The organism is Streptomyces sp. 11-1-2, from assembly GCF_003595545.1.
Lineage (GTDB): Bacteria > Actinomycetota > Actinomycetes > Streptomycetales > Streptomycetaceae > Streptomyces > Streptomyces hygroscopicus_B.
The window spans coordinates 6,055,468-6,078,359 of sequence record NZ_CP022545.1; the positions used below are offsets into that span (position 1 = coordinate 6,055,468).

Below are 22,892 nucleotides of genomic sequence, written 5' to 3' on the forward strand. Positions count from 1 at the left end.
TTCCACTCAATGCTGTAGCTGGAGGATCCCGAAATGGCACGTGCGGTCGGCATCGACCTGGGTACGACGAACTCCGTCGTCAGTGTTCTCGAGGGCGGTGAGCCCACCGTCATCACCAACGCCGAGGGCGCCAGGACCACGCCGTCCGTTGTGGCGTTCGCGAAGAACGGCGAGGTGCTCGTCGGCGAGGTGGCCAAGCGCCAGGCGGTCACCAACGTGGACCGCACCATCCGGTCGGTCAAGCGCCACATGGGCACCGACTGGAAGGTCAACCTCGACGGCAAGGACTTCAACCCGCAGCAGATGAGCGCCTTCATCCTGCAGAAGCTCAAGCGGGATGCGGAGTCGTACCTCGGCGAGAAGGTCGCGGACGCGGTCATCACCGTCCCGGCGTACTTCAACGACGCCGAGCGCCAGGCCACCAAGGAAGCCGGTGAGATCGCGGGCCTCAACGTCCTGCGTATCGTCAACGAGCCTACCGCCGCCGCGCTCGCCTACGGGCTGGAGAAGGACGACCAGACCATCCTGGTCTTCGACCTCGGTGGCGGCACCTTCGACGTCTCGCTGCTGGAGATCGGCGACGGCGTGGTGGAGGTCAAGGCCACCAACGGTGACAACCACCTCGGTGGTGACGACTGGGACCAGCGCGTCGTCGACCACCTGGTCAAGCAGTTCAACAACGGCCACGGCGTCGACCTGTCCAAGGACAAGATGGCCCTGCAGCGCCTCCGCGAGGCCGCTGAGAAGGCGAAGATCGAGCTCTCCAGCTCGTCCGAGACCACCATCAACCTGCCCTACATCACGGCGTCCGCCGAGGGCCCGCTGCACCTGGACGAGAAGCTCACCCGCGCCCAGTTCCAGCAGCTCACCTCCGACCTGCTGGAGCGCTGCAAGACCCCGTTCCACAACGTCATCAAGGACGCGGGCATCTCGCTGTCCGAGATCGACCACGTGGTCCTGGTCGGTGGCTCGACCCGCATGCCCGCCGTCGCCGAGCTCGTCAAGGAGCTGACCGGCGGCAAGGAGGCCAACAAGGGCGTCAACCCGGACGAGGTCGTCGCCATCGGCGCCTCCCTCCAGGCCGGTGTCCTCAAGGGTGAGGTCAAGGACGTCCTGCTGCTGGACGTCACCCCGCTGTCCCTCGGCATCGAGACCAAGGGCGGCATCATGACCAAGCTGATCGAGCGCAACACGACCATTCCGACCAAGCGCTCGGAGATCTTCACCACGGCCGAGGACAACCAGCCGTCCGTGCAGATCCAGGTCTACCAGGGCGAGCGCGAGATCGCGGCGTACAACAAGAAGCTCGGGATGTTCGAGCTGACCGGCCTGCCGCCGGCCCCGCGCGGCGTGCCGCAGATCGAGGTCACCTTCGACATCGACGCCAACGGCATCATGCACGTCGGCGCGAAGGACCTCGGCACCGGCAAGGAGCAGAAGATGACCGTCACCGGCGGCTCCGCGCTGCCGAAGGACGACATCGACCGCATGATGCGCGAGGCCGAGCAGTACGCGGAGGAGGACCACAAGCGCCGCGAGGCCGCCGAGACCCGCAACCAGGCCGAGCAGCTCGTCTACCAGACGGACAAGTTCCTCAAGGACAACGAGGACAAGGTCCCGGGCGAGGTCAAGACCGAGGTCGAGGAGGCCCTCACCGAGCTGAAGGAGAAGCTCAAGGGCGAGGACACCGCCGAGATCCGCACCGCGACCGAGAAGGTCGCCGCGGTCAGCCAGAAGCTGGGCCAGGCCATGTACGCCAACACCCAGGCGGACGGCGCGGACGCGGCCGGTGCCGCCGCCGGTGACGCCGGCGCCGCGGGCCAGGCCAAGGCCGATGACGATGTGGTGGACGCCGAGATCGTCGACGACGACAAGGCCGGCAAGGGCCAGGGTGGTGCCGCGTGACGGAGGAGACCCCGGGCTTCGAGGAGCAGCCCGACGTCCCCTCCGAGGCCGCGCAGACCCCCGACGACGCGGCGAAGGGCGCCGGGTCCGCCGACAAGGCGGGCCCGGCAGCCCCGGCCGGGGACGTAGCCCTTCAGGCACAGCTGGACCAGGTGCGTACCGCCCTCAGTGAGCGGACGGCCGACCTCCAGCGGCTCCAGGCGGAGTACCAGAACTATCGGCGCAGGGTCGAGCGGGACCGGGTGACGGTCAAGGAGATCGCGGTGGCGAGCCTCCTGTCCGAGCTGCTGCCCGTGCTCGACGACATCGGCCGCGCCCGTGAGCACGGCGAGCTCGTCGGCGGCTTCAAGTCGGTCGGCGAATCGGTGGAGTCGGTTTCGGCGAAGCTGGGCCTGCAGCAGTTCGGCAAGGAGGGCGAGCCCTTCGACCCGCTGGTGCACGAGGCCCTGATGCATTCGTACGCGCCGGATGTCACCGAGACCACGTGCGTGCAGATTCTGCAGCCGGGGTATCGAATCGGCGAGCGCACGATCCGCCCGGCGCGGGTCGCGGTCGCCGAGCCCCAGCCGGGAGCCACCCCCGTCAAGGGCGGCGAAGGCGAGGCCGCGGCGCCGGACGAGGAGAGCGGTGGCCCGGAAGAGGGCTGACGTGACGGTGATCGCGGGAGCAGCAGGAGAGGAGGGACGTCGAGGATGAGCACCAAGGACTTCGTGGAGAAGGACTACTACAAAGTCCTCGGCGTCCCCAAGGACGCGACCGAGGCGGAGATCAAGAAGGCGTACCGGAAGCTCGCCCGCGAGTACCATCCGGACGCCAACAAGGGCGACGCCAAGGCGGAGGACCGCTTCAAGGAGATCTCCGAGGCCAATGACATCCTCGGCGACCCCAAGCGGCGCAAGGAGTACGACGAGGCCCGCTCGCTCTTCGGGAGCGGCGGATTCCGCCCCGGTCCTGGCGGTCCGGGCGGCACCGGAAACTTCAACTTCGACCTGGGCGACCTCTTCGGCGGCGCCCAGGGCGGAGGCGGTGCCGGTGGCGGTGGCGCCGGTGGCTTCGGAGGCGGGCTCGGGGATGTCTTCGGCGGGCTGTTCGGCCGCGGCGGCGCCACCCGCGCCCAGCCGCGCCGGGGCCAGGACATCGAGTCCGAGGTGACGCTCAGCTTCACCGAGGCCGTCGAGGGGGCCACGGTCCCGCTGCGGATGTCCAGCCAGGCCCCGTGCAAGGCGTGTTCGGGCACCGGCGACCGGGACGGCACCCCGCGGGTCTGCCCGACCTGTGTCGGCACCGGCCAGGTCAGCCGGGGCGGCGGGGGCGGCTTCTCGCTCACCGACCCGTGCGTGGAGTGCCGCGGCCGCGGCCTGATCGCTCAGAACCCGTGCGAGACCTGCAAGGGCAGCGGACGGGCCCGTTCCGCCCGCACCATGCAGGTCCGGATCCCCGCGGGCGTCAGCGACAGCCAGCGGATCCGGCTGCGCGGCAAGGGCGCCCCGGGCGAGACCGGCGGCCCGGCCGGTGATCTGTATGTGGTCGTGCACGTGGACGCGCATCCGGTCTTCGGCCGTAAGGGCGACAACCTGACCGTCACCGTGCCCGTCACCCTTCCGGAGGCGGCGCTCGGCGGCGAGATCAAGGTCCCGACCCTGGGCGGCCCGCCGGTCACCCTGAAGCTGCCGCCCGGCACGCCCAACGGACGGACGATGCGCGCCCGTGGCAAGGGTGCGGTCCGTAAGGACGGCACGCGCGGAGACCTGCTGGTCACCGTCGAGGTCACGGTGCCGCAGGACCTGAGCGACACGGCGCGGGACGCGCTGGAGTCGTATCGCGAAGCGACCGTGGGAGAGGACCCACGGGCGGAGCTGTTCAAGGCCGCGAAGGGAGCGTGAGCCCAATGGAGCTGCACGGCCGAGGAGGCATCGGAGGCAGGGGCGCCGGCCGGCCCCGTAACCCTTATGAGCTGACCGAGGATTCGCCGGTGTACGTCATCTCGGTGGCGGCTCAGCTCTCCGGGCTGCACCCGCAGACCCTGCGTCAGTACGACCGCCTCGGCCTGGTCTCCCCCGACCGCACCGCCGGCCGTGGCCGGCGGTACTCCGCGCGCGACATCCAGCTGCTCCGCCAGGTCCAGCAGCTGTCCCAGGACGAGGGCATCAACCTCGCCGGGATCAAGCGCATCATCGAACTGGAGAACCAGGTCGCGGCTCTCCAGGCCCATGTCGCCGAGCTCCAGGCCGCGGTCGAGGGCGCCGCGACCGCCATGCAGCAGCGTGAGGCCCAGGTCCACGCCTCCTACCGCCGCGACCTGGTCCGCTACCAGGACGTCCAGCAGAGCAGCGCCCTGGTCGTCTGGCGCCCCAAGCGCCCGGAGTAGCGCCCCGGCGCGCCGCTGATCGCAGGCCCGGTGACCGTCCTCACGGCCACCGGGCCTTTCGCGTGCCCGGCCCCGCCATATGCCTGCCCGGTGGGCTCCCGGCCGGGCGCGCCGATGGGGCGTGCCGGGCGCACCATGGAGATATGGGAGGAGGTATCGCCATGGTGGAAGTCAAGACGATCGAGAAGCCGGATGAACGGCGTGACTTTCCCGGAGGCCATATCGAAGCCCTGCATCTGACCGGGCTGGATTTCGCCGTGGGCACCTTCGAGCCCGGCTGGCGCTGGCGGGAGTCGGTGCGGCCGATCGTGGGGACCGATCTGTGCGAGGTCCACCACAGCGGGATCGTGATCCAGGGCCGGATGCGGCTGCGCACGGCCGATGGCGCGGAGGCCGAGTTGGGGCCCGGGGATGTGTATGTGGTGGCGCCCGGCCATGACGCGTGGGTCGTCGGCGATGAGCAGGTCGTGGTGTACGACGTCGCCGGGCAGATGGCGCTGACGTATGCGAAGTCGAGTGAGGCCGGGGCCTGACACGGGGGGCGGGAGCGGCGTCCTGTAGCGGTTCAGCCGTCGGCAGGGGACGAGATGAGTACCGGTCGGATACCACCGCGTGGACCCCGCCGCGGGGGGTGGCCGCACGGAAGTGCCCGTACCGACCAGCTCATCCGGATGCTGCTGCGACGCCGTAAGGAGTCGCTGGACATCGAGGACGTCACCGTCGTCGACAAGCCGGGGATGCGCCGCGCGGTCGCGGCGACCGCGATCGGCAACACCATGGAGTGGTTCGACTTCGGTGTCTACGCCTATGTCGCGGTCACCCTCGGCCGGGTCTTCTTCCCCGCCGAGGACCCCGCCGCCCAGGTGGTCTCCACGTTCGCCACCTTCGCCGTGGCCTTCGTGGTGCGGCCGCTGGGCGGGCTGGTGTTCGGGCCGCTGGGCGACCGGATCGGGCGGCGGAAGGTGCTGTCCACCACCATGATCATGATGGCGGCCGGCACCTTCGCGGTGGGTGTGCTGCCCGGCTATTCCCAGATCGGCTTCGCCGCCCCGCTGCTGCTCCTGGCCTGCCGGGTGCTGCAGGGCTTCTCGACCGGCGGTGAGTACGCGGGGGCGACCACCTACATCGCCGAGTTCGCGCCCGATCAGCGCCGTGGCTTTCTCGGTAGCTGGCTCGACTTCGGCACCTTCATCGGCTATTCGCTGGGCTCCGGTCTGGTCACCGTGCTCACCGCCGCCATCGGTGAGACCGGGATGGTGGAGTGGGGCTGGCGGGTGCCGTTCCTGGTGGCGGGGCCGCTGGGGCTGATCGGTCTGTATATGCGGCTGCGGCTGGAGGAGACCCCGGCGTTCCAGCAGGAGGCCGAGCGGGCGGCCGAGGCGGCACAGGCGGCGGAGGCGCATGGCGACACCGTGCCGATCGAGGAGGCCCGCCAGTCCGGACGGGGGCGGCTGAAGGAGATCTTCACCCAGCACTGGGAGGCGATGCTGATCTGCATGGGCCTGGTGCTGCTGTACAACGTCACCAACTACATGGTGACGTCGTATCTGCCGACGTACATGTCCTCCACGCTCGGCCAGGACGCCACCACGGCCCAGGTGCTGGTGCTGGGCACCATGCTGTTCGTGGTGCTGGCGATCACGGTGGTCGGGCACGGTTCCGACCGCTGGGGGCGGCGGCCGCTGTTCCTGGTCGGCAGCCTGGGTCTGGTGGCGCTGGCCATTCCGGCGGTGCTGCTGATCCGGGCGGGCGGCGTGCTGATGCCCGCGATCGGCTGTCTGATCCTGGGCGCGATGCTGGTCATCTTCGCGGGGACGAGCGCCGCCACGCTTCCGGCGCTGTTCCCGACCCGGCTGCGCTACGGCGCGCTGTCGATCTCGTACAACCTCTCCGTGTCGCTGTTCGGCGGGACGACGCCGCTGCTGGCCTCGTGGCTGGTGGCCACCACGCACAACACGCTGGTGCCCGCCTTCTACCTGATGGCGGCGGGTGTGATCGGGCTGATCGCCACGCTGTTCCTGCATGAGACGGCGGGCAAGCCGCTGCGCGGCTCGGGGCCCATGGTGGAGACCGACGAGGAGGCGCGTACGGCGGTGGCCGAGAGCCGTACGGAGGCCGGGCGGCACGCCCGCGACGTCTGGATCCGGCTGCGCCACCCCTGGGCGGGGGCGGGCCACCGGGAGGAGAACGAGGAGTGATCCGGCCCGGGCCTCAGCCCCTGCCCATGGCGCGGGTGAGGGCGATTTCGATGAGGACGCGGTCGGGGTTGGGGCGCGGGGTGCGTTCGTAGCGCTCGGCGTAGCGGCGTACCGCCTCCGCGATCAGCTCGGGGTCCTCGCGTACGACCGCGAGCCCCTCCAGCGTGGCCCACCGCCTGCCCGCCAGCTGGCAGACCGCGACCCGCGCACCGCCCTCGCCCGCCGCCCGGACATGGGCGACCTTACGGCTGTGGCGGTTCGCGATGACGCGGGCGAGCCCGGCCTCGGGGTCGTAGGTGACGCCGACCGGGACGACATGCGGGGTGCCGTCCGGGCGCGGGGTGGTCAGGGTGCACACATGGCGTTCGCGCCAGAAATCGAGGTACCCGGGATCGGGGTTGCGGGGATCGACAGACATGGCCCAGAACCTACCGACATGGCCCAGAACCTCAGGCCAGGGGAGTGGCGTGAGCGAGGTTGAGTGGAATAGACTCAACTTTGCGGAGGTTGGGTAGGGCAGGATGGGAAGATCGCAGCGAGGAGGAGCACAGGGACGTGGATGCCGAGCTGACCAACAAGAGCCGGGCGGCGCTGAGCGCCGCCAATGACCGGGCGGTGTCCTCCGGGCACGCGGATATGACGCCCGCGCATCTCCTGCTCGCCCTGCTGGAGGGCCAGGACAACGAGAACGTCATGGATCTGCTGGCAGCCGTAGAGGCCGACGCGGCCCTCGTGCGCAGCGGCGTCGAGCGGCTGCTCGCCGCCCTGCCCAGCGTCCAGGGCTCCACCGTGGCCCCGCCGCAGGCCAGCCGCGAGCTGCTCGCCGTCATCGCGGACGCCACCCAGCGGGCCAGGGAACTGGGCGACGACTATGTCTCCACCGAGCATGTGCTCATCGGCATCGCCGCCAAGGGCGGCCAGGCCGGGGAGCTGCTCGACCAGCAGGGGGCGAGCGCCAAGGAGCTGCTCGCCGCGTTCGAGAAGGTCAGGGGTGGACAGCGGGTGACGACGGCCGATCCGGAGGGCACGTACAAGGCCCTGGAGAAGTTCGGTACGGACTTCACCGCCGCGGCGCGCGAGGGCAAGCTGGACCCGGTCATCGGCCGGGACCAGGAGATCCGCCGGGTGGTGCAGGTGCTCTCCCGGCGCACCAAGAACAACCCGGTGCTGATCGGCGATCCGGGCGTCGGCAAGACGGCCGTCGTCGAGGGGCTCGCCCAGCGGATCGTCAAGGGCGACGTCCCCGAGAGCCTGCGCGACAAGCGCCTGGTCGCCCTCGACCTCGGTGCGATGGTCGCGGGCGCGAAGTACCGCGGTGAGTTCGAGGAGCGGCTGAAGACCGTCCTGGCCGAGATCAAGTCCAGCGACGGCCAGATCATCACCTTCATCGACGAGCTGCACACCGTGGTCGGCGCGGGCGCCGGCGGCGACTCCGCGATGGACGCGGGCAATATGCTCAAGCCGATGCTGGCCCGCGGTGAGCTGCGCATGGTCGGCGCCACCACCCTCGACGAATACCGCGAGCGGATCGAGAAGGACGCCGCGCTCGAGCGCCGCTTCCAGCAGGTGCTGGTCGCCGAGCCGACCGTCGAGGACACCGTCGCCATCCTGCGTGGGCTCAAGGGCCGCTACGAGGCCCACCACAAGGTGCAGATCGCCGACGGCGCGCTGGTGGCCGCCGCCGCCCTCTCCGACCGGTACATCACCTCCCGCTTCCTGCCCGACAAGGCCATCGACCTGGTCGACGAGGCGGCCTCCCGGCTCCGGATGGAGATCGACTCCTCTCCCGTGGAGATCGACGAGCTCCAGCGGTCGGTGGACCGGATGCGGATGGAGGAGATGGCGCTGGCCCGGGAGACCGACGAGGCCAGCAAGCTGCGGCTGGACAAGCTGCGCCGCGACCTCGCCGACAAGGAGGAGGAGCTGCGCGGGCTCACCGCCCGCTGGGAGAAGGAGAAGCAGGGCCTCAACCGCGTCGGTGAGCTCAAGGAGCGGCTGGACGAGCTGCGCGGCCAGGCCGAGCGCGCCCAGCGCGACGGCGACTTCGACACCGCCTCCAAGCTGCTGTACGGGGAGATCCCGGCCGTCGAGCGGGAGCTGGCCGAGGCGTCGGAGGCCGAGGCCGAGGTCCAGCAGGACCGCCCCACCATGGTCAAGGAGGAGGTGGGGCCGGACGACGTGGCGGATGTGGTCGCCTCCTGGACCGGCATCCCCGCCGGCCGGCTGCTGGAGGGCGAGACCAAGAAGCTGCTGCGCATGGAGGACGAGCTGGGCAAGCGGCTGATCGGCCAGCTGGAAGCCGTAAGGGCGGTATCGGACGCCGTGCGCAGGACCCGTGCGGGCATCGCAGACCCGGACCGGCCCACCGGTTCGTTCCTCTTCCTCGGCCCCACCGGCGTCGGCAAGACCGAGCTGGCCAAGGCGCTCGCCGACTTCCTCTTCGACGACGAGCGGGCCATGGTCCGCATCGACATGAGCGAGTACGGCGAGAAGCACAGCGTGGCCCGGCTGGTCGGCGCCCCGCCCGGGTACGTCGGCTACGAGGAGGGCGGCCAGCTGACCGAGGCGGTGCGCCGCCGCCCGTACAGCGTGGTGCTGCTGGACGAGGTGGAGAAGGCCCACCCCGAGGTCTTCGACATCCTGCTGCAGGTTCTCGACGACGGGCGGCTCACCGACGGCCAGGGCCGGACGGTGGACTTCCGCAACACCATCCTGGTGCTCACCTCCAACCTGGGCAGCCAGTACCTGATGGATCCGCTGCTCGGCGAGGAGGAGAAGAAGCGACGCGTCCTGGAGACCGTAAGGACCTCCTTCAAGCCGGAATTCCTCAACCGCCTGGATGACCTCGTGGTCTTCTCCGCGCTCAGCGGGCCGGAGCTGGCCCGGATCGCCGAGCTCCAGATCGCCAAGCTGGCCCGCCGCCTCGCCGACCGCAGGCTGACCCTCGACATCACCCCGGCCGCGCTGGAATGGCTGGCCGAGGAGGGCAACGACCCGGCGTACGGGGCGCGCCCGCTGCGCCGGCTGATCCAGACCGCGATCGGCGACCAGCTGGCCAAGGAGATCCTCGCCGGGGAGATCCGCGACGGCGACAAGGTCCGGGTGGACCGGGTCGGCGACGGCCTTCTGGTGGGCCCCGCGCAATAGGTCCCGGCACGCCCCGGCACGTCCCCGGCAATAGGTCCCGCCGGTCCTTGTTCGGCCGGATCGGGCAATGTACGGCCGGGGTTGCACGGCGGGGGCGGGTGTGAGGGAGGATGGCGGTATTCCATACGAAGGGAAATCCACGGTGAGCATCGACCCGTCCTCGATTCCGAATTTCGGGGGTCAGCCCGAGCCCGAACCGACGGGTCCGAGCGGCCCCGTGCTGCCCGACCAGGATCTGGTCAAGCAGCTGCTGGAGCAGATGGAGCTGAAGTACGTCGTCGACGAGGAGGGGGACCTCGCCGCGCCGTGGGAGCAGTTCCGCACCTATTTCATGTTCCGCGGGGAGGAGGAGCAGCAGGTCTTCTCCGTCCGTACGTTCTACGACCGGCCGCATGGCATCGATGAGAAGCCGCGGCTGCTCGAGGCGCTCGACGACTGGAACCGCCGCACGTTGTGGCCGAAGGTCTACACCCACACCAATGACGACGGCACGGTCCGGTTGATCGGCGAGGCGCAGATGCTGATCGGCACCGGCGTCAGCCTTGAGCACTTCGTATCCAGCACGGTCAGCTGGGTGCGGGCTTCGATCGAGTTCGACCGCTGGCTGGTCGAACAGCTTGGTCTGGAGGCCGACATCGAGTCCGACGGCGACGACAAGCCGGACGACGGCGAGTCCTGAGCCGCGGGGCCCGCATCGCGGTCGGACCGGGGGCTGGATCACGGCTGGACCGGGAGGGCTGGATCGCGGCCGGACGGGGCCCGGGGCCCATATGAGGCCCGGACCGCGGTCAGGTCGGCATGCCCTTATCGCGGTCAGGCCGGACTGTCGGCCATGGTCAGCAGATACATCCCGTAGAGACAGGAGAGCCCGGCCAGCGCGCCGCCCACCAGGACGGCGGTGCGTGGCCGGGCTCTTGCCATCGCCAGCGCCGCCGGGAACAGCAGCGGGAAGGCGGGCAGCAGAAAGCGCGGCTTGGACGCGAAGTAGTTCGAGCCGGTGAGCGCGATGAACACCAGGACGAGGGTGTAGACGACCAGCGGCAGCGGCGGCGGGCGCAGCGCGAGCCAGACCAGCGAGATCAGCGAGGCGCCGATGACGATCAGGGACATGTAGTGCGGCAGCGAGCCGCTCCCCATGATCAGGCCGCGGGCGGAGCGGAAGCCGCTCGCGCCGAGATCGAGAGAGGTGCCCCAGCGGTCCTGGACGTCCAGATAGCCGCGCCAGGTGCCGCGCCGCACCCCCACCCAGCCGGTGTAGCCGAGCCAGCCGAGCGGTGAGAGCGCCGCGCCCGCCCACACCCGCCAGGACGTACGCCCACGGCGCCGCCAGACCTCGGCGGCCGCGTACGCGCACACCGCCGCAGCGACCGCGATCCCGTTGGGCCGGGTGGCCCCCGCGCACAGCGCGAGCGCCCCGGCCCACAGCGGGCGCCGGGTCAGCAGCGCGTACAGCGACCAGGCCGCCAGCGCCGTCAGCAGCGACTCCGTGTACCCCATGGACTCCACGACCGCATGCGGCAGCAGCCCCCACAGCGCGACCAGCATCAGCGCCACCCGCCGCCCGTACAGCCGCTCCCCGACCGCGTGGATGCCCCAGGCCGCCAGCCCGGCCGTGACCCAGGTGATCAGCAGCCCCGCCGTCACCGCGCTCAGGGGGACGACGCTGGTGACGGCCCTGATCAGCGCCGGGTAGAGCGGGAAGAACGCGAGATCGCTGAAGGTCAGGCCGGGGTGGGTGATGGAGGGCCGGGTGGTGCCGTAGCCGTGCTGGGCGATGCCCACGTACCAGAGGCTGTCCCAGTAGTGCCCGAGCTGCGTGCGCGGATGCTTCCCGGTCCGCCAGGCTCCCACCGCCACGCACCCGATCCCGGCGGCCCGCACCGTCGCGTACACCGCCAGCGCGAGCCACGCCCGCCGCAGCGACGCCCGCACCCCCCGCCATGTGGCCGGTCGCCCTGGCGGCTCCGGGGTCCGGGTGGACGCGGTGGTGTCGGCGGACACGGAAACCTCCGGTGCGGGCACCCGACGGACCTGCGCCGAGCCCCCGGGAGGGGACGGACCAGGAGGCTCGGCGGACACACCGACCCTCCGCCAGACCGCGGCCGCCCGCGACCTGGAAGGCCCATCCGGGGGAGGCTTACCGGGGCCTGCCCGCGGCCTACCCGGGGCCCACCCGGGTGACCGGAGGCGCCGCGTCAGCCGGCGCCGAGCGTCTTCAGGCGGGCGACGGCGTCCGTAAGGACCTCATCGCGCTTGCAGAAGGCGAAGCGGACGAAGGGGGAGCCCTGGTCCTGATGGTCGTAGAAGACCGCGTTCGGGACGGCGACCACGCCGCAGCGCTCGGGGAGGGAGCGGCAGAAGGCGAAGCCGTCGGTCTCGCCGAGGGGCCGGATGTCGGTGGTGATGAAGTAGGTGCCCGAGGGGCGGAAGACCTGGAAGCCCGCGTCGGTCAGCCCGTCGGCCAGCAGATCGCGCTTGGCGCGCAGATCCTCGCGGATGCCGTGGAAATAGGCGTCGGGGAGGCGCAGCGCCTCGGCGACCGCGTACTGGAAGGGCCCCGCCGAGACATAGGTGAGGTACTGCTTTGCCGAGCGCACCGCCGTGACCAGCTCGGGAGCGCCGGTCACCCACCCGACCTTCCACCCCGTGAACGAAAACGTCTTTCCGCTGCTGCTGATGGTGACGGTCCGCTCGCGCATCCCGGGGAAGGAGACGAGCGGGGTGTGCGCGGTGCCGAAGACGAGATGCTCGTAGACCTCGTCGGTGACCACCAGCAGATCGCGCTCGACGGCGAGCTCGGCGACCGCGGCCAGCTCATCGTGGGTGAGCACGGTGCCGGTGGGGTTGTGCGGGGTGTTGAGCAGGATGAGCCGGGTGCGATCGGTGACGGCGGCGCGCAGCTCGTCCAGGTCCAGCCGGAAGGTGTCCCCGTCGGGCCGGAGGGTGACGGGGACGCGGACCCCGCCCGCCATGGCGATGCAGGCGCCGTACGAGTCGTAATACGGCTCCAGCGCGACCACCTCGTCCCCCGGCTCCACCAGCGCCAGCAGCGACGCCGCGATGGCCTCGGTGGCGCCCGCGGTGATCAGCACCTCGGTGTCGGGGTCGAAGCCCAGCCCGTACCAGCGCCGCTGGTGCTCGGCGACGGCGCTGCGCAGCTCGGGCACCCCGGGGCCGGGCGGGTACTGATTACCCCGCCCGTCCCGCAGCGCCCGGACGGCGGCCTCGCGCACCTCCTCGGGCCCGTCGGTGTCCGGGAAGCCCTGGCCCAGATTGATCGCGCCGGTGCGCACGGCGAGGGCGGACATCTCGGCGAAGATCGTGGTCCCGAAGGCGGCCAGTCGGCGATTGAGCGGCGGTCGTCCCATGGCGCCCATACTCCGCCGAACATCCGGAATTCCTCAACCCGCTCCTGCCCCGGGCGGGGCGAGCCCGGGGGTTTTCATCACCGCGATGTACGGGCGCTCGGCCGAGCCGGAAACCATCGGCCGTGCCGATCATCGCGGGCTCGGATGCCTATCTGCGGTGGGTCGCGGCTGGTGATGGCTGTGGCTTGCTCGATCTCTCCGGCGGTGAGTTGGCCGCGAACGTGGCCGTTCACCTGGGTTCATGGGTGGCCAGTCATGGAAGCAGCTACCGACTTCGGGTCTCGCCTGGACGGCCGTGAACGGCTCTGAATGAGCATTGCCCGCTACGTGGCCCTTGACCGTCCCGACGCCTGGGCCAATTTCCGCCCCACCAATGTCGAACTGCACGCCGTCAGCGCCGCCGTCGCCCTCGGCGACGCGGGCGTGGCCCTGGATGCGGCCCGGCCGCTGATGCGTCGGCCGATCCCCGTCCCCGAACGGCGTGCGGCCCTGTGGGTCGACGCCGCCCGTGCGTACAGTCAGCAAGGCAGGCTCGCCGATGGATACCGGGCCCTCCGCGTCGCCGAAAGCTGTGCGGCCCAGGACGTCCGACGGTCGGCCGTGCGCGAGCTGGTGGCTGACATGGCCGCCCGTGACCGCCGTCGAACCGTGCCCGAGCCGCATCACTTCAGCCGACACCTGGGAGTGCCCGCATGAGCGAGCGGAGCAAGCCGTTCCTGTACGTGGTCGTCTGCGCGGCTGGAATCGCCGACGATGTCGGCAAGTTGATCACCGCGGCGCAGGAACGGGACTGGAACGTCGGTGTCATCGCCACCCCGCAGGGCCTGGGCTTCATCGACGCCTCAGCGGTTGAGGCTCAGACCGGCTACCCGATCCGCTCCGCCTGGCGCTCGCCCGGCGACCCGCGCCCCCTCCCGCCGCCGGACGCCATCGCCGTCGCCCCGGCGACCTTCAACACGATCAACAAGTGGGCCGCCGGGATCTCGGACACCCTGGCCGTGGGCATCCTGTGCGAGGCGTACGGCCTGGGCGTCCCCACCGTCGCCCTGCCCTATCTGAACGCCGCGCAGGCCGCCCATCCCGCCTACGGGCAGAGCCTGGAGCGGCTACGAGGCATGGGCGTGCTGATCGCCGACTACGAGCCGCACCAGCCGAAGGCGGGTGGCGGTCGCGACACCTTCCGGTGGGAGCAGGCACTGGAACTGCTGAGCCCCATGGTGCGGTGATCGCGGCGCGCGGGGTCTGTATTCGCCTGGAGCGATGCTGCTGCGGATATGGGCGGTGACCTGCTGGTGCAGGGCGCCAGGGCGTTGGACCTCTCCCATGCCGGGCTGTTCTCGACCTGTCGTCGTTTTCATCGGCGTGATGGGCGGGTACTCGGCCGGGTCGGAAGCCGTCGACTGTGATCGATTGCGGGTGTTGCCGAAGCGGTGGGGCCCGCGGGAGGCGAGATGGCCAAGCACAGGACACAGCAGGCGGGCGCCTGGCCGCGGCTTCGGCTGGAGGACTGGGCCGAGGCGCGGGACACGCTGCATATGTGGACGCAGATCGTCGGGAAGATCCGGCTGGATCATGCGCCACCGGCCAATCAGTGGTGGCAGGTGACCTTGTATGTCACCCCGCGCGGGTTGAGCACGTCGACGATTCCGTACCGGACCGGGGCGTTTGAGATCGAGTTCGACTTCGTCGATCAGCGGCTGGGGATCCGGGTCAGTGACGGGAGCCGGCGTGAGCTGGTGCTGGAGTCCAAATCGGTGGCCCAGTTCTATGCCGAGATCATGGGTGCGCTGGGAGAGCTGGGTATTCAGACCCGGATGTATCCCCGGCCGAACGAGGTGGCGCTGGCGATTCCGTTCCCGGAGGACCACCGGCATGCGGCGTATGACCCGTACGCCATTCGGCTTTTCTGGGGGCAGCTGCTGAGCGCACACCGGGTGTTCGGGGAATTCCGGTCGCATTTCGTCGGCAAGGCCAGTCCCGTGCACTTCTTCTGGGGGGCGATGGACCTGGCCGCGACCCGCTTCTCCGGGCGGTCCGCGCCGGAGCATCCCGCAGGTGGGGTGCCCAATCTGCCGGACCGGGTGACGCGGGAGGCGTACTCCGTCGAGCTGTCCAGTTGCGGCTTCTGGCCCGGTGGCGGTGAGGAGGGCGGGTTCTACACCTACGCCTACCCGGAACCCGCGGGCTTCGCCGACCATATGGTCCGCCCCGAGGCGGCCTCGTACCAGCGGGATGCCGGTGAGTTCGTGCTGCCCTACGAGACGGTCGCCGCCGCGGCCGATCCGGACCGGACGCTGAGCGAATTCCTGCACAGCGCCTATGTGGCGGCCGCCGAACTGGGCGACTGGGACCGCGCGGTGCTGGAAGCCGACCCGCACCACTGGGAGCACCGCTAGCGGCGCGCCGTCGCGCCGGTGTCAGGGCCAGACGTTGGCCTGTGCCCGGAAGGTCTCGGGGTCGCTTTCCAGGGGCAGTACGCACATCAAGTGGCCGCCGGGGACGCGGAGCACCCGGCACTCCTGCCACTGCGCGATCTGCTCGGCGCCCAGGGCGAGCAGGCGCGCGGTTTCCGCCTCGACGTCGTCGGTCTCGAAGTCCAGGTGGATACGGGGTGCGTCGTCGACCGCCTGGACGGCGGTGACCAGCCCCGGCAGAGCCTCATGGAGCGTGGTGAACTGCGGCTCCGGCGCAAACGGCTCGGCGGTGACGCCGAGAGCCGCGGACCAGAAGGCGGTCGCCCGGTCGGCCTCGGCTTTGGGCGCGTCGATCAAAACGGCGTACACACGGCTCCTGTGCATGCACGGCAAATTACCCACCTGAGCCGACGGTCAGTCGCGCCTCGCCGAACCTCTGGACTTCCTCAACTTCGCTTTCGACCCGGGTGAGGTCGGGCAGGGGAGACGACAGGTACGAAGCGGTACCTCGCTACGGGGGATGGAAGGAGAGTGAGGACCATGGGTCCTGTCGTCATTTTGGTCGTGGTGGCGTTCACGTTCGCGGCGGTCGCCGCGCTGAGCGCCGGTCGGTCGAAGGGGTACAGCGGACGACGCAAGCGGTCCTGGGGTGCGGGTTCCAGTGGGGCGGCCGGTGGTGGCTGGTGGGCCGGTGGCGACGGCGGTGGTGGCCATCATGGGGGTGGCCACCATGGCGGCGGTGGCTGCGGCGGCGGAAGTGGCTGCGGTGGCGGCGGTGGAGGTGGCTGCGGTGGCGGCGGCGGTGGTGGTGGCGGTGGCTGCGGTGGGGGCGCCTGATCCCCTGGATCCCCTGGCCGCCACGCGTCCTTATGGTCGCCACGCCGTTCTTACGGCCGTGAAGCAATGAGCCCGCGCCCGGCGCGCCAACGTGCGCCGGGCGCGGGCTTGTTGAACACTTGACCTAGAAGGCGCCCTAGGGGGTGGAAACCCGGCGAAGATGGGTAAAAACGATGTGGCGCCCAGCATTTCATGATTCCGTATACCACCATCGACCTTACGGCCCCACGTGGGCACGAGCCGGCGTATGCGCATGCCCTTGGTCCACCGCGGGGCGAGTCGGCCCATCTTTTTTCCAATGCGTGCTTGCGGAGCCGATCCATGCTCACGACCCTCAAGACTGCCTACACCGATACCCGCGCCGCTGACCTCGCCTGGGGCCTGGGACGGGAACCGCTTCCCGCCCTCGCCGTGCTCGATCTTCAACTACATGGTTTCGACGTCCAGTTGAGGCTCCTGGGAGCCTCGCATCAGGTCCTCCTCGAAGGGGAGGGCAGCCGTTGTTCGGAGACCGTGGCCTGCATGTCCGGCAACAGCACCGCGCTTCCGCTGGGGGTTTCCACGCTCGTCGACGGCCGCGAATACGAATTCGCGGCGCGCGTCGAGGAGTTGTCGCAAGGGGCCTTCGCCGGGCGCGCGCAGGAGCTGCTCGCGCTGGTGGCCGACCATCCGCACGGGCTGGCCGGTACGTTTCCCGGCAGTCCGAACGCGTTCACGGCGCTGCTCGCGCAGTGGCACGAGGGCACGGTGGGGTGGCGGACCTGGCATGCCTACCCCCAGGAGGGGCGGTTGGTCACCACCCGCACCTGTGTGGGGGCCCGGGTGCCGGCCGCGCTCCGGCCGCCGGGCGCGGGTGGGCTCGAGATAGGTGGCCTGCCCGATGGGCGGTCGCCCCAAGTGCCGTGTGCCTAAAGGGGGTCCAGGGTGTTCGCGAGGCCGTCGATGCCCGACGCGTGAACGGCAATGCACTCGTGTGGGGGACGAGGCGTAAGCGATATGTAACGTAGCGTTCCCTTTGTGATCGATTCGCCGATGTCCGCCGTCTCGGATGCGCCGTCGTCGCCGGAGTCCGGCCCTCCGGCGCGGCTGCCCGTGAGGGCGGCGCTCGGCCGCTTCCTCGTTCTCGGCACCGTCTTCGTCTGCGCCGCCTGCGGCCTCGTCTACGAGCTCGAACTCGTCGCGCTGGCCTCGTACTTGGCGGGTGACTCGGTCACCCAGGCATCCGTGGTGCTGTCCGTGATGGTCTTCGCCATGGGCGTCGGCTCGCTGCTGGCCAAGCGGTTGCGCTGCCGGGCCGCCGTCGGCTTCGGCGCGGTCGAGGCGGTGCTCGCGCTCGTCGGCGGCTGTTCGGCGATGGCGCTGTACGCGTGCTTCGCGTGGGGCGGTCACTCGCGCTTCGCGCTCGTCGGCTTCTCGTTCGCGATCGGCGTGCTCATCGGGGCCGAGGTGCCGCTGCTGATGACCCTCATCCAGCGGGTGCGCCGACAGGACGCGGGCGGCGCCGTGGCCGATCTGTTCGCGGCGGACTATGTGGGCGCGCTGGTCGGCGGGCTCGCCTTTCCCTTTCTGCTGCTGCCCGCGTTCGGGCAGCTCACCGGCGCGCTGGTCACCGGCGCGGTCAACACGGTCGCCGGCGGAGCGCTGGTGCTCTGGCTGTTCCGCCGCGATCTGAGCGTACGGGCGCGGTGGACACTGATCGTCGTCAATGGGCTGGTGCTCGCCGCGCTGACCGCCGGTGCCGTGCTGACCCCCTCCTTCGAGCGGGCCGCCCGGCAGGCCGTCTACGGACCGGGGGTGCGGGTCGCGCTGCGCACCGGTGAGCAGGAGATCGTGCTCGTGGGCGGCGGAACGAGCGGTCGGCCGCTGGCCCTCTTCGTCAACGGGCGGCTGAGGGTCAGCGGGCGCGACGAGGTCCGCTACCACGAGGCGCTGATCCACCCGGCGATGGCCGCCGGACCGCACGGCCGGGTCCTGGTGCTGGGCGGGGGCGACGGGCTCGCGGCGCGCGAGGTCCTGCGGTACCCGGGGGTCCGTTCGGTGACCGTCGTGGAGCGCGACGCGGAGGTGGTGCGGCTGGCCCGGCGCGATCCGGGCCTGTCCGCGCTCAACGGCGGCGCCTACCGCGATCCGCGGGTGCGGGCGGTCACGGCGGACTCCTTCGACTGGCTGCGCGGGTCCATGGTGTACGACGTGGTGGTCTGCGATCTGCCCGCCCCCGAGCTCACCCCGAGCACCAAGTACTACTCGCAGGAGTTCTACGGCCTGGCCGAGCGGGTGCTGGCGCCCGGCGGCCGGCTGGTGGTCCACGCCGGGCCGCTGCGGCCCGATTCGCGGGCGTTCTGGACGGTGGACGCGACGATGCGATCGGTCGGGCTGCGGACCGCGCCCTACGTGATCGACACCCCGCGCCCGGGCCGTGGCTCCCCGCGCCCCGGCCGTGGGTCCCCGAACGACTGGGGCTTTGTGCTGGCGGCGCGCTCCCCGGTGGGGCTGCGGCTGGCCCCGCACGATCCGCGGCCGCGCTCGCTGACGGAGGAGGGGCTACGGGCGGCCCGCCGCGCGGCCGAGCGCCATCGGGAGGCGGGGCTGCCTCCCTCCACGTTGATGCATCCGCGGTATGGGGAGTGAGGCGCCTTGGCAGGGCACACCTTGTGTTTGTGGGGTGCGTCCCGCTTCGGGGAGGGGGCGCTTTCCGAGGGGCGGGGGCGCCTGCCGCGGCGAGGGCGCTCGGTGGGGCGAGGGGGCCTGTGGGGGAGCCGCCTGATCCTCCGGGGCTCGGCGCGGGCGCCCGCCCGCACGCCGGGGGCGCGCGTCGTCGGCGCGTGCCTGATGGGGTACGCGCCGCCGGTCGCGGCAGGCCCCGCCCGGGGCAAGGCCGCCCGGGGCAAGGCCGCCAGGGGCAAGGCGGTGGGCGGCGCGCCCGTGCGGAAAGTTGACGGGGAAGGGGTCTCAGGTAACGAGCGATGGGTAGTGTCTTGAGCTATGGAGCATGAGGTGTTCGTTCCGTTTCCCGTCGACACCGTCCGGCTGGCGCTCGCGGAGCCCGATCGCGTCGCCCGTTGCGTTCCCGGGCTCCAGCGGGACGCCGATGAGGCCGCCGGGCCGCTCTCCGGCCGGCTGCGGCTGCGCATCGGCGGGTCCACCATCACGTACCGCGGCGTGCTGCGCGTCGGGCGGCGTGCCGATGCCTTCGAGATCGAGGGCGAGGGCACCGAGGCGCGCGGCAGCGGCTCGGTGAAGCTGGCGCTGACCGTGACGCCGAAGCCCGTCGAGGGCGGTACGGAGCTGATCTGCGCCGGGACGGTCCACAGCGAGGGGCGGCTGGCCGAGTTCGACGACGAGGCGTCCACGACCGTGGCCCGCCGCATGCTGGACCGGTTCGCCTCGGCGCTCACCGCCGGACTGCAGACGTCCCCGATCACCGCGGCCACCGAGGGCGAGGCCCCTGGCAGGCCCACCGACGGGCCCACTGACGAGATCGGCGACGACGAGGCCGGGGACGACGAGGCCGGGGACGGGGCCACTGACGCCGCCGGTACGGCCGCCGCCGCGGAGGAGTCCGGGCTGCCCACCGAGGCCGAGCTTCCGCTGTCGGCCGACGACATGGACATCGACGACGTCGGCGACCTCGAGGACGTCGACGACGCGGACGCCGTCGAGGAGCCCGTCGGCTTCGGCGACCTCGCCGATCTCGACGACCTGGACGAGGAGCCACCGGCCGAGGCCGCCCACGCCCGCCGCACGATGATCGGCCGCTCCACGGAGGAGGTCGACCACGCCCCGCCGCGCGGCCGCTACGCCCCCGTCCCCGCGCCCCAGACCGTCTCCACCAGCGCCACGCTGCGCTGGGCCGCGCCCGCAGCGGCCGTGGTACTCGCCTCCGTCGTCGTCGTGGGCCGTCGCGTACTTCGCCGCCGCCGATGAGCGTGTGCGCATAGGGTCGGTAGCTGTGACCACCGAAGAGACACCGGAGACCAAGGGCGTACGGCTGACCGCCGGGGACGCCGAGCTGACCGTCTCACCCGAGAACGGCTGCCGTATCGGTTCACTGCGCATCGGCGGTACGGAGCTGCTGCGACAGGGCCCGCGGTTCGGGGCGTTCCCGATGGTGCCGTGGTGCGGCCGGACCGGGCTGGGCCGGTTCCGCAACGGCGGGCGGACCCACCAACTCCCCATCAACTCCCCGCCGCACGCGATCCACGGGACCGGCCGGAACGTCGCATGGAGCCAGGTCAGGACCGGCCAGTCCAGCGCGGCCTTCACCTACGACCTCGCCGACCCCTGGCCGTACGAGGGCCGGGTCACCCAGACCTTCGAGCTCTCCCCGGACAGCGCGACCGTCACCATGAGCGTGGAGACCGAGGGCGATTCCTTCCCGGCGCAGGCGGGCTGGCATCCGTGGTTCCTGCGGAACCTGGGCGACGGCGGCGCCGATGCCGAGATCGCCTTCGACGCCGCATGGCAGGAGGAGCGCGGGGAGGACCACCTCCCCACCGGCCGCCGGATCGCCCCGAAGCCCGGCCCCTGGGACGACTGCTTCGGCATGCCGCAGGGGGTGGACGTCACGCTCACCTGGCCCGGCCGGCTCGAGCTGAAGGTCACCAGCCGGACGGAGTGGGTGGTCGTCTACGACGAGCAGGCGGAGGCGGTGTGCGTCGAACCGCAGTCCGGCCCGCCCAACGGCCTCAACCTCTTGCCGCGCCTGGTCACCCCCATCGATCCGCTGGAGCTCTCCATGACCTGGAGCTGGCGCACGCTGGACTGAGGGAGCGGAGCACTTGGCCTGACGGGAGCGGGGCGGCTCGGCCTGGTGGAACGGGGCGGCTGGGCCTGATGGAGCGGAGTGCCTTGAGGGGTTCCGAGGGCCACCGCCTAAGCTCATGCGCATGAGCGATGCGCGTGACGCCCTGCTGCAGCAGATCAAGGACAAGGCCGTGGTCCACGGCAAGGTGACCCTCTCCTCCGGGCGTGAGGCCGACTACTACATCGACCTGCGCCGGATCACCCTGGACGCCGAGGCCGCGCCGCTGGTCGGGCAGGTCATGCTCGAGGCCACGGCCGATCTGGAGTACGACGCCGTGGGCGGTCTGACGCTGGGCGCCGATCCGGTGGCCACGTCCATGCTGCACGCGGCGGCCGCGCGCGGGCGCCGGATCGACGCCTTCGTGGTCCGCAAGGCCCAGAAGACGCATGGGATGCAGCGGCGGATCGAGGGCCCGGATATCGCGGGCCGCCGGGTGCTGGTGGTCGAGGACACCTCCACCACCGGCGGTTCGCCGCTGACCGCGGTGGAGGCGGCACGGGAGGCGGGCGCGGAGGTCGTCGCGGTAGCGACGATCGTCGAGCGCGGCGCCGCGCCGGCCATCGCGGACGCCGGGCTGCCGTACCTCCCGGCGTACTCGCTCGCCGACCTCGAGCTGAGCTGAATCGTGGCGGGTGGGGCGGTCGGACGTTTCACGTGAAACCACCCACCCCCGTCCGTGTGGTCTCCGCGTGCGCCGTGTGGAGCAATCGACGGAGTCTGGGATTATGGCCCCGACGATGACGTCGCCCCTAGGTCAGGGCCAAGTACGACTAACCCGCACATACAAGGAGCGGTCAGATGCCCATCGCATCCCCTGAGATCTACAACGAGATGCTCGACCGGGCGAAGGCAGGCAAGTTCGCCTACCCGGCGATCAACGTGACCTCGACGCAGACTCTGCACGCCGCCCTCCGCGGCTTCGCCGAGGCGGAGAGCGACGGCATCGTCCAGATCTCCACCGGTGGTGCCGAGTTCCTGGGTGGCCAGTACAGCAAGGACATGGTGACCGGTGCGGTCGGCCTTGCCGAGTTCGCGCATGTCGTCGCCGAGAAGTACCCGGTGAACATCGCCCTCCACACCGACCACTGCCCGAAGGACAAGCTGGACGGCTATGTCCGTCCGCTGCTCAAGATCTCCCAGGAGCGCGTCGCCAACGGTCAGAACCCGCTGTTCCAGTCCCACATGTGGGACGGCTCCGCCGAGACGCTCGACGACAACCTCCGCATCGCGCAGGAGTTGCTCGCCGAGGCGGTCAAGGCGAAGATCATCCTCGAGGTCGAGATCACCCCGACCGGTGGCGAGGAGGACGGCGTCACGCACGAGATCAACGACAAGCTGTACACGACGGTCGACGACGCCCTGCGCACCGCCGAGGCCATCGGCCTGGGCGACAAGGGCCGCTACCTGCTGGCCGCCTCCTTCGGCAACGTCCACGGCGTCTACAAGCCGGGCAATGTCGTCCTCCGCCCGGACCTGCTGCGTGACCTCCAGGACGGTGTCGCCGCCAAGTACGGCAAGCAGGACCCGTTCTTCTTCGTCTTCCACGGCGGCTCCGGCTCCACCGAGGAGGAGATCCGCACCGCGCTGGAGAACGGTGTGGTGAAGATGAACCTCGACACCGACACCCAGTACGCCTTCACCCGCCCGATCGCGGACCACATGTTCCGCAACTACGACGGGGTGCTGAAGGTCGACGGCGAGGTCGGCGACAAGAAGACGTACGACCCGCGGAGCTGGGGCAAGCTGGCCGAGAAGGGGATGTCGGAGCGGGTCACCCAGGCTTGCGCGAACCTTCGGTCCACGGGGACGAAGCTGAAGTAGTTCGTTCTCCGGCTCGCTCTCACGGGCCCG

The 22,892-nt window shown here is 70.9% G+C and carries 21 protein-coding genes and 1 pseudogene; 18 read left to right on the forward strand and 4 right to left on the reverse strand.

Going from position 1 to position 22,892, the window contains the following annotated elements:
- Nucleotides 1–33: 33 nt before the first annotated feature.
- The 6 genes from dnaK (at nt 34) to proP (ending at nt 6,471) form a co-directional block, all read left to right on the forward strand.
- Nucleotides 34–1,905, forward strand: a complete 1,872-nt coding sequence (gene dnaK, locus CGL27_RS25675) for a molecular chaperone DnaK (RefSeq protein WP_119990303.1) — start codon at nt 34–36, stop codon at nt 1,903–1,905.
- Entirely contained in the window at nt 1,902–2,552 is a 651-nt protein-coding gene (gene grpE / locus CGL27_RS25680; protein ID WP_119990306.1) for a nucleotide exchange factor GrpE, read from the forward strand. Before dnaK ends, grpE begins: the two co-directional genes overlap by 4 nt.
- 45 nt (nt 2,553–2,597) lie before the next feature.
- Nucleotides 2,598–3,788, forward strand: coding sequence for a molecular chaperone DnaJ (gene dnaJ, locus CGL27_RS25685; RefSeq protein WP_119990308.1), 1,191 nt, complete (start codon nt 2,598–2,600; stop codon nt 3,786–3,788).
- A 5-nt stretch (nt 3,789–3,793) separates the two neighbouring features.
- Nucleotides 3,794–4,273 (forward strand): helix-turn-helix domain-containing protein, encoded by a 480-nt coding sequence (locus CGL27_RS25690; protein ID WP_119990310.1) that lies wholly within the window; start codon nt 3,794–3,796, stop codon nt 4,271–4,273.
- A 161-nt stretch (nt 4,274–4,434) separates the two neighbouring features.
- Nucleotides 4,435–4,806, forward strand: a complete 372-nt coding sequence (locus CGL27_RS25695; protein ID WP_119990312.1) for a cupin domain-containing protein — start codon at nt 4,435–4,437, stop codon at nt 4,804–4,806.
- Nucleotides 4,807–4,944: 138 nt separating this feature from the next.
- Nucleotides 4,945–6,471, forward strand: coding sequence for a glycine betaine/L-proline transporter ProP (gene proP, locus CGL27_RS25700; RefSeq protein WP_240450631.1), 1,527 nt, complete (start codon nt 4,945–4,947; stop codon nt 6,469–6,471).
- Nucleotides 6,472–6,484: 13 nt separating this feature from the next.
- On the opposite strand, the gene CGL27_RS25705 is transcribed toward proP, so the two are convergent.
- Nucleotides 6,485–6,889 (reverse strand): TIGR03618 family F420-dependent PPOX class oxidoreductase, encoded by a 405-nt coding sequence (locus CGL27_RS25705; protein WP_078642598.1) that lies wholly within the window; start codon nt 6,887–6,889, stop codon nt 6,485–6,487.
- A gap of 137 nt (nt 6,890–7,026) precedes the next feature.
- Here CGL27_RS25705 and clpB point away from each other — a divergent pair, with 137 nt between their 5' ends.
- Together clpB and CGL27_RS25715 are read left to right on the forward strand one after the other, a co-directional pair.
- Entirely contained in the window at nt 7,027–9,618 is a 2,592-nt protein-coding gene (gene clpB, locus CGL27_RS25710) for an ATP-dependent chaperone ClpB (protein WP_119990314.1), read from the forward strand.
- 142 nt (nt 9,619–9,760) lie between these two features.
- Nucleotides 9,761–10,297 carry a YbjN domain-containing protein gene (locus CGL27_RS25715; RefSeq protein WP_078642600.1) on the forward strand — a complete coding sequence of 179 codons (537 nt, stop codon included), beginning with the start codon at nt 9,761–9,763 and terminating at the stop codon, nt 10,295–10,297.
- 134 nt (nt 10,298–10,431) lie between these two features.
- Here the strand turns inward: CGL27_RS25715 and CGL27_RS25720 are convergent, their stop codons facing one another.
- Both CGL27_RS25720 and CGL27_RS25725 read right to left on the reverse strand, forming a co-directional pair.
- A complete protein-coding gene (locus CGL27_RS25720; RefSeq protein ID WP_205587751.1) occupies nt 10,432–11,619 on the reverse strand; it encodes a hypothetical protein in 1,188 nt (395 codons plus the stop codon).
- Nucleotides 11,620–11,813: 194 nt separating this feature from the next.
- Nucleotides 11,814–12,986, reverse strand: a complete 1,173-nt coding sequence (locus tag CGL27_RS25725) for a pyridoxal phosphate-dependent aminotransferase (protein ID WP_240450632.1) — start codon at nt 12,984–12,986, stop codon at nt 11,814–11,816.
- A gap of 315 nt (nt 12,987–13,301) precedes the next feature.
- On the opposite strand from CGL27_RS25725, the pseudogene CGL27_RS25730 reads away from it, so the two are divergent.
- The 3 genes and pseudogenes from CGL27_RS25730 to CGL27_RS25745 all read left to right on the forward strand — a co-directional run.
- Nucleotides 13,302–13,682: pseudogene (locus CGL27_RS25730) on the forward strand (transcriptional regulator); the annotation flags it as partial.
- Nucleotides 13,679–14,212 carry a flavoprotein gene (locus CGL27_RS25735; RefSeq protein ID WP_119990318.1) on the forward strand — a complete coding sequence of 178 codons (534 nt, stop codon included), beginning with the start codon at nt 13,679–13,681 and terminating at the stop codon, nt 14,210–14,212. The pseudogene CGL27_RS25730 and the gene CGL27_RS25735, both read left to right, overlap by 4 nt.
- Nucleotides 14,213–14,437: 225 nt before the next feature.
- Complete coding sequence (locus tag CGL27_RS25745; protein WP_119990320.1) at nt 14,438–15,382, forward strand: DUF5996 family protein; 945 nt, start codon at nt 14,438–14,440, stop codon at nt 15,380–15,382.
- 21 nt (nt 15,383–15,403) lie between these two features.
- On the opposite strand, the gene CGL27_RS25750 is transcribed toward CGL27_RS25745, so the two are convergent.
- Nucleotides 15,404–15,784, reverse strand: coding sequence for a VOC family protein (locus CGL27_RS25750; protein WP_119990322.1), 381 nt, complete (start codon nt 15,782–15,784; stop codon nt 15,404–15,406).
- A gap of 307 nt (nt 15,785–16,091) precedes the next feature.
- Here CGL27_RS25750 and CGL27_RS51065 point away from each other — a divergent pair, with 307 nt between their 5' ends.
- The 7 genes from CGL27_RS51065 (at nt 16,092) to fbaA (ending at nt 22,862) form a co-directional block, all read left to right on the forward strand.
- A complete protein-coding gene (locus CGL27_RS51065; RefSeq protein ID WP_205587752.1) occupies nt 16,092–16,307 on the forward strand; it encodes a hypothetical protein in 216 nt (71 codons plus the stop codon).
- Nucleotides 16,308–16,558: 251 nt separating this feature from the next.
- On the forward strand, nt 16,559–17,149 hold the full coding sequence (locus tag CGL27_RS25760; protein ID WP_014053793.1) for a DUF2617 family protein: 591 nt from the start codon (nt 16,559–16,561) through the stop codon (nt 17,147–17,149).
- A 120-nt stretch (nt 17,150–17,269) separates the two neighbouring features.
- On the forward strand, nt 17,270–18,865 hold the full coding sequence (locus CGL27_RS25765; protein WP_119990324.1) for a polyamine aminopropyltransferase: 1,596 nt from the start codon (nt 17,270–17,272) through the stop codon (nt 18,863–18,865).
- 354 nt (nt 18,866–19,219) lie between these two features.
- Nucleotides 19,220–20,161 carry an SRPBCC domain-containing protein gene (locus CGL27_RS25770; protein WP_162953069.1) on the forward strand — a complete coding sequence of 314 codons (942 nt, stop codon included), beginning with the start codon at nt 19,220–19,222 and terminating at the stop codon, nt 20,159–20,161.
- A gap of 25 nt (nt 20,162–20,186) precedes the next feature.
- Nucleotides 20,187–21,002, forward strand: a complete 816-nt coding sequence (locus tag CGL27_RS25775; protein ID WP_119990325.1) for an aldose 1-epimerase — start codon at nt 20,187–20,189, stop codon at nt 21,000–21,002.
- A 115-nt stretch (nt 21,003–21,117) separates the two neighbouring features.
- On the forward strand, nt 21,118–21,663 hold the full coding sequence (gene pyrE, locus CGL27_RS25780; protein ID WP_119990327.1) for an orotate phosphoribosyltransferase: 546 nt from the start codon (nt 21,118–21,120) through the stop codon (nt 21,661–21,663).
- Nucleotides 21,664–21,839: 176 nt separating this feature from the next.
- Nucleotides 21,840–22,862 (forward strand): class II fructose-bisphosphate aldolase, encoded by a 1,023-nt coding sequence (gene fbaA, locus CGL27_RS25785; RefSeq protein ID WP_078642618.1) that lies wholly within the window; start codon nt 21,840–21,842, stop codon nt 22,860–22,862.
- Nucleotides 22,863–22,892 lie beyond the last annotated feature (30 nt).

What these genes read in the sequence shown, in the direction of transcription:
- dnaK (WP_119990303.1), top strand. Translation starts at nt 34, where the DNA reads ATGGCACGTGCGGTCGGCATCGACCTGGGTACGACGAACTCCGTCGTC.
- dnaJ (WP_119990308.1), top strand. Translation starts at nt 2,598, where the DNA reads ATGAGCACCAAGGACTTCGTGGAGAAGGACTACTACAAAGTCCTCGGC.
- CGL27_RS25690 (WP_119990310.1), top strand. Translation starts at nt 3,794, where the DNA reads ATGGAGCTGCACGGCCGAGGAGGCATCGGAGGCAGGGGCGCCGGCCGG.
- CGL27_RS25695 (WP_119990312.1), top strand. Translation starts at nt 4,435, where the DNA reads ATGGTGGAAGTCAAGACGATCGAGAAGCCGGATGAACGGCGTGACTTT.
- proP (WP_240450631.1), top strand. Translation starts at nt 4,945, where the DNA reads ATGCTGCTGCGACGCCGTAAGGAGTCGCTGGACATCGAGGACGTCACC.
- CGL27_RS25705 (WP_078642598.1), bottom strand. Translation starts at nt 6,889, where the DNA reads ATGTCTGTCGATCCCCGCAACCCCGATCCCGGGTACCTCGATTTCTGG.
- CGL27_RS25725 (WP_240450632.1), bottom strand. Translation starts at nt 12,986, where the DNA reads ATGGGACGACCGCCGCTCAATCGCCGACTGGCCGCCTTCGGGACCACG.
- CGL27_RS25735 (WP_119990318.1), top strand. Translation starts at nt 13,679, where the DNA reads ATGAGCGAGCGGAGCAAGCCGTTCCTGTACGTGGTCGTCTGCGCGGCT.
- CGL27_RS25745 (WP_119990320.1), top strand. Translation starts at nt 14,438, where the DNA reads ATGGCCAAGCACAGGACACAGCAGGCGGGCGCCTGGCCGCGGCTTCGG.
- CGL27_RS25750 (WP_119990322.1), bottom strand. Translation starts at nt 15,784, where the DNA reads ATGCACAGGAGCCGTGTGTACGCCGTTTTGATCGACGCGCCCAAAGCC.
- CGL27_RS25760 (WP_014053793.1), top strand. Translation starts at nt 16,559, where the DNA reads ATGCTCACGACCCTCAAGACTGCCTACACCGATACCCGCGCCGCTGAC.
- CGL27_RS25765 (WP_119990324.1), top strand. Translation starts at nt 17,270, where the DNA reads ATGTCCGCCGTCTCGGATGCGCCGTCGTCGCCGGAGTCCGGCCCTCCG.
- CGL27_RS25770 (WP_162953069.1), top strand. Translation starts at nt 19,220, where the DNA reads ATGGAGCATGAGGTGTTCGTTCCGTTTCCCGTCGACACCGTCCGGCTG.
- pyrE (WP_119990327.1), top strand. Translation starts at nt 21,118, where the DNA reads ATGCGCATGAGCGATGCGCGTGACGCCCTGCTGCAGCAGATCAAGGAC.
- fbaA (WP_078642618.1), top strand. Translation starts at nt 21,840, where the DNA reads ATGCCCATCGCATCCCCTGAGATCTACAACGAGATGCTCGACCGGGCG.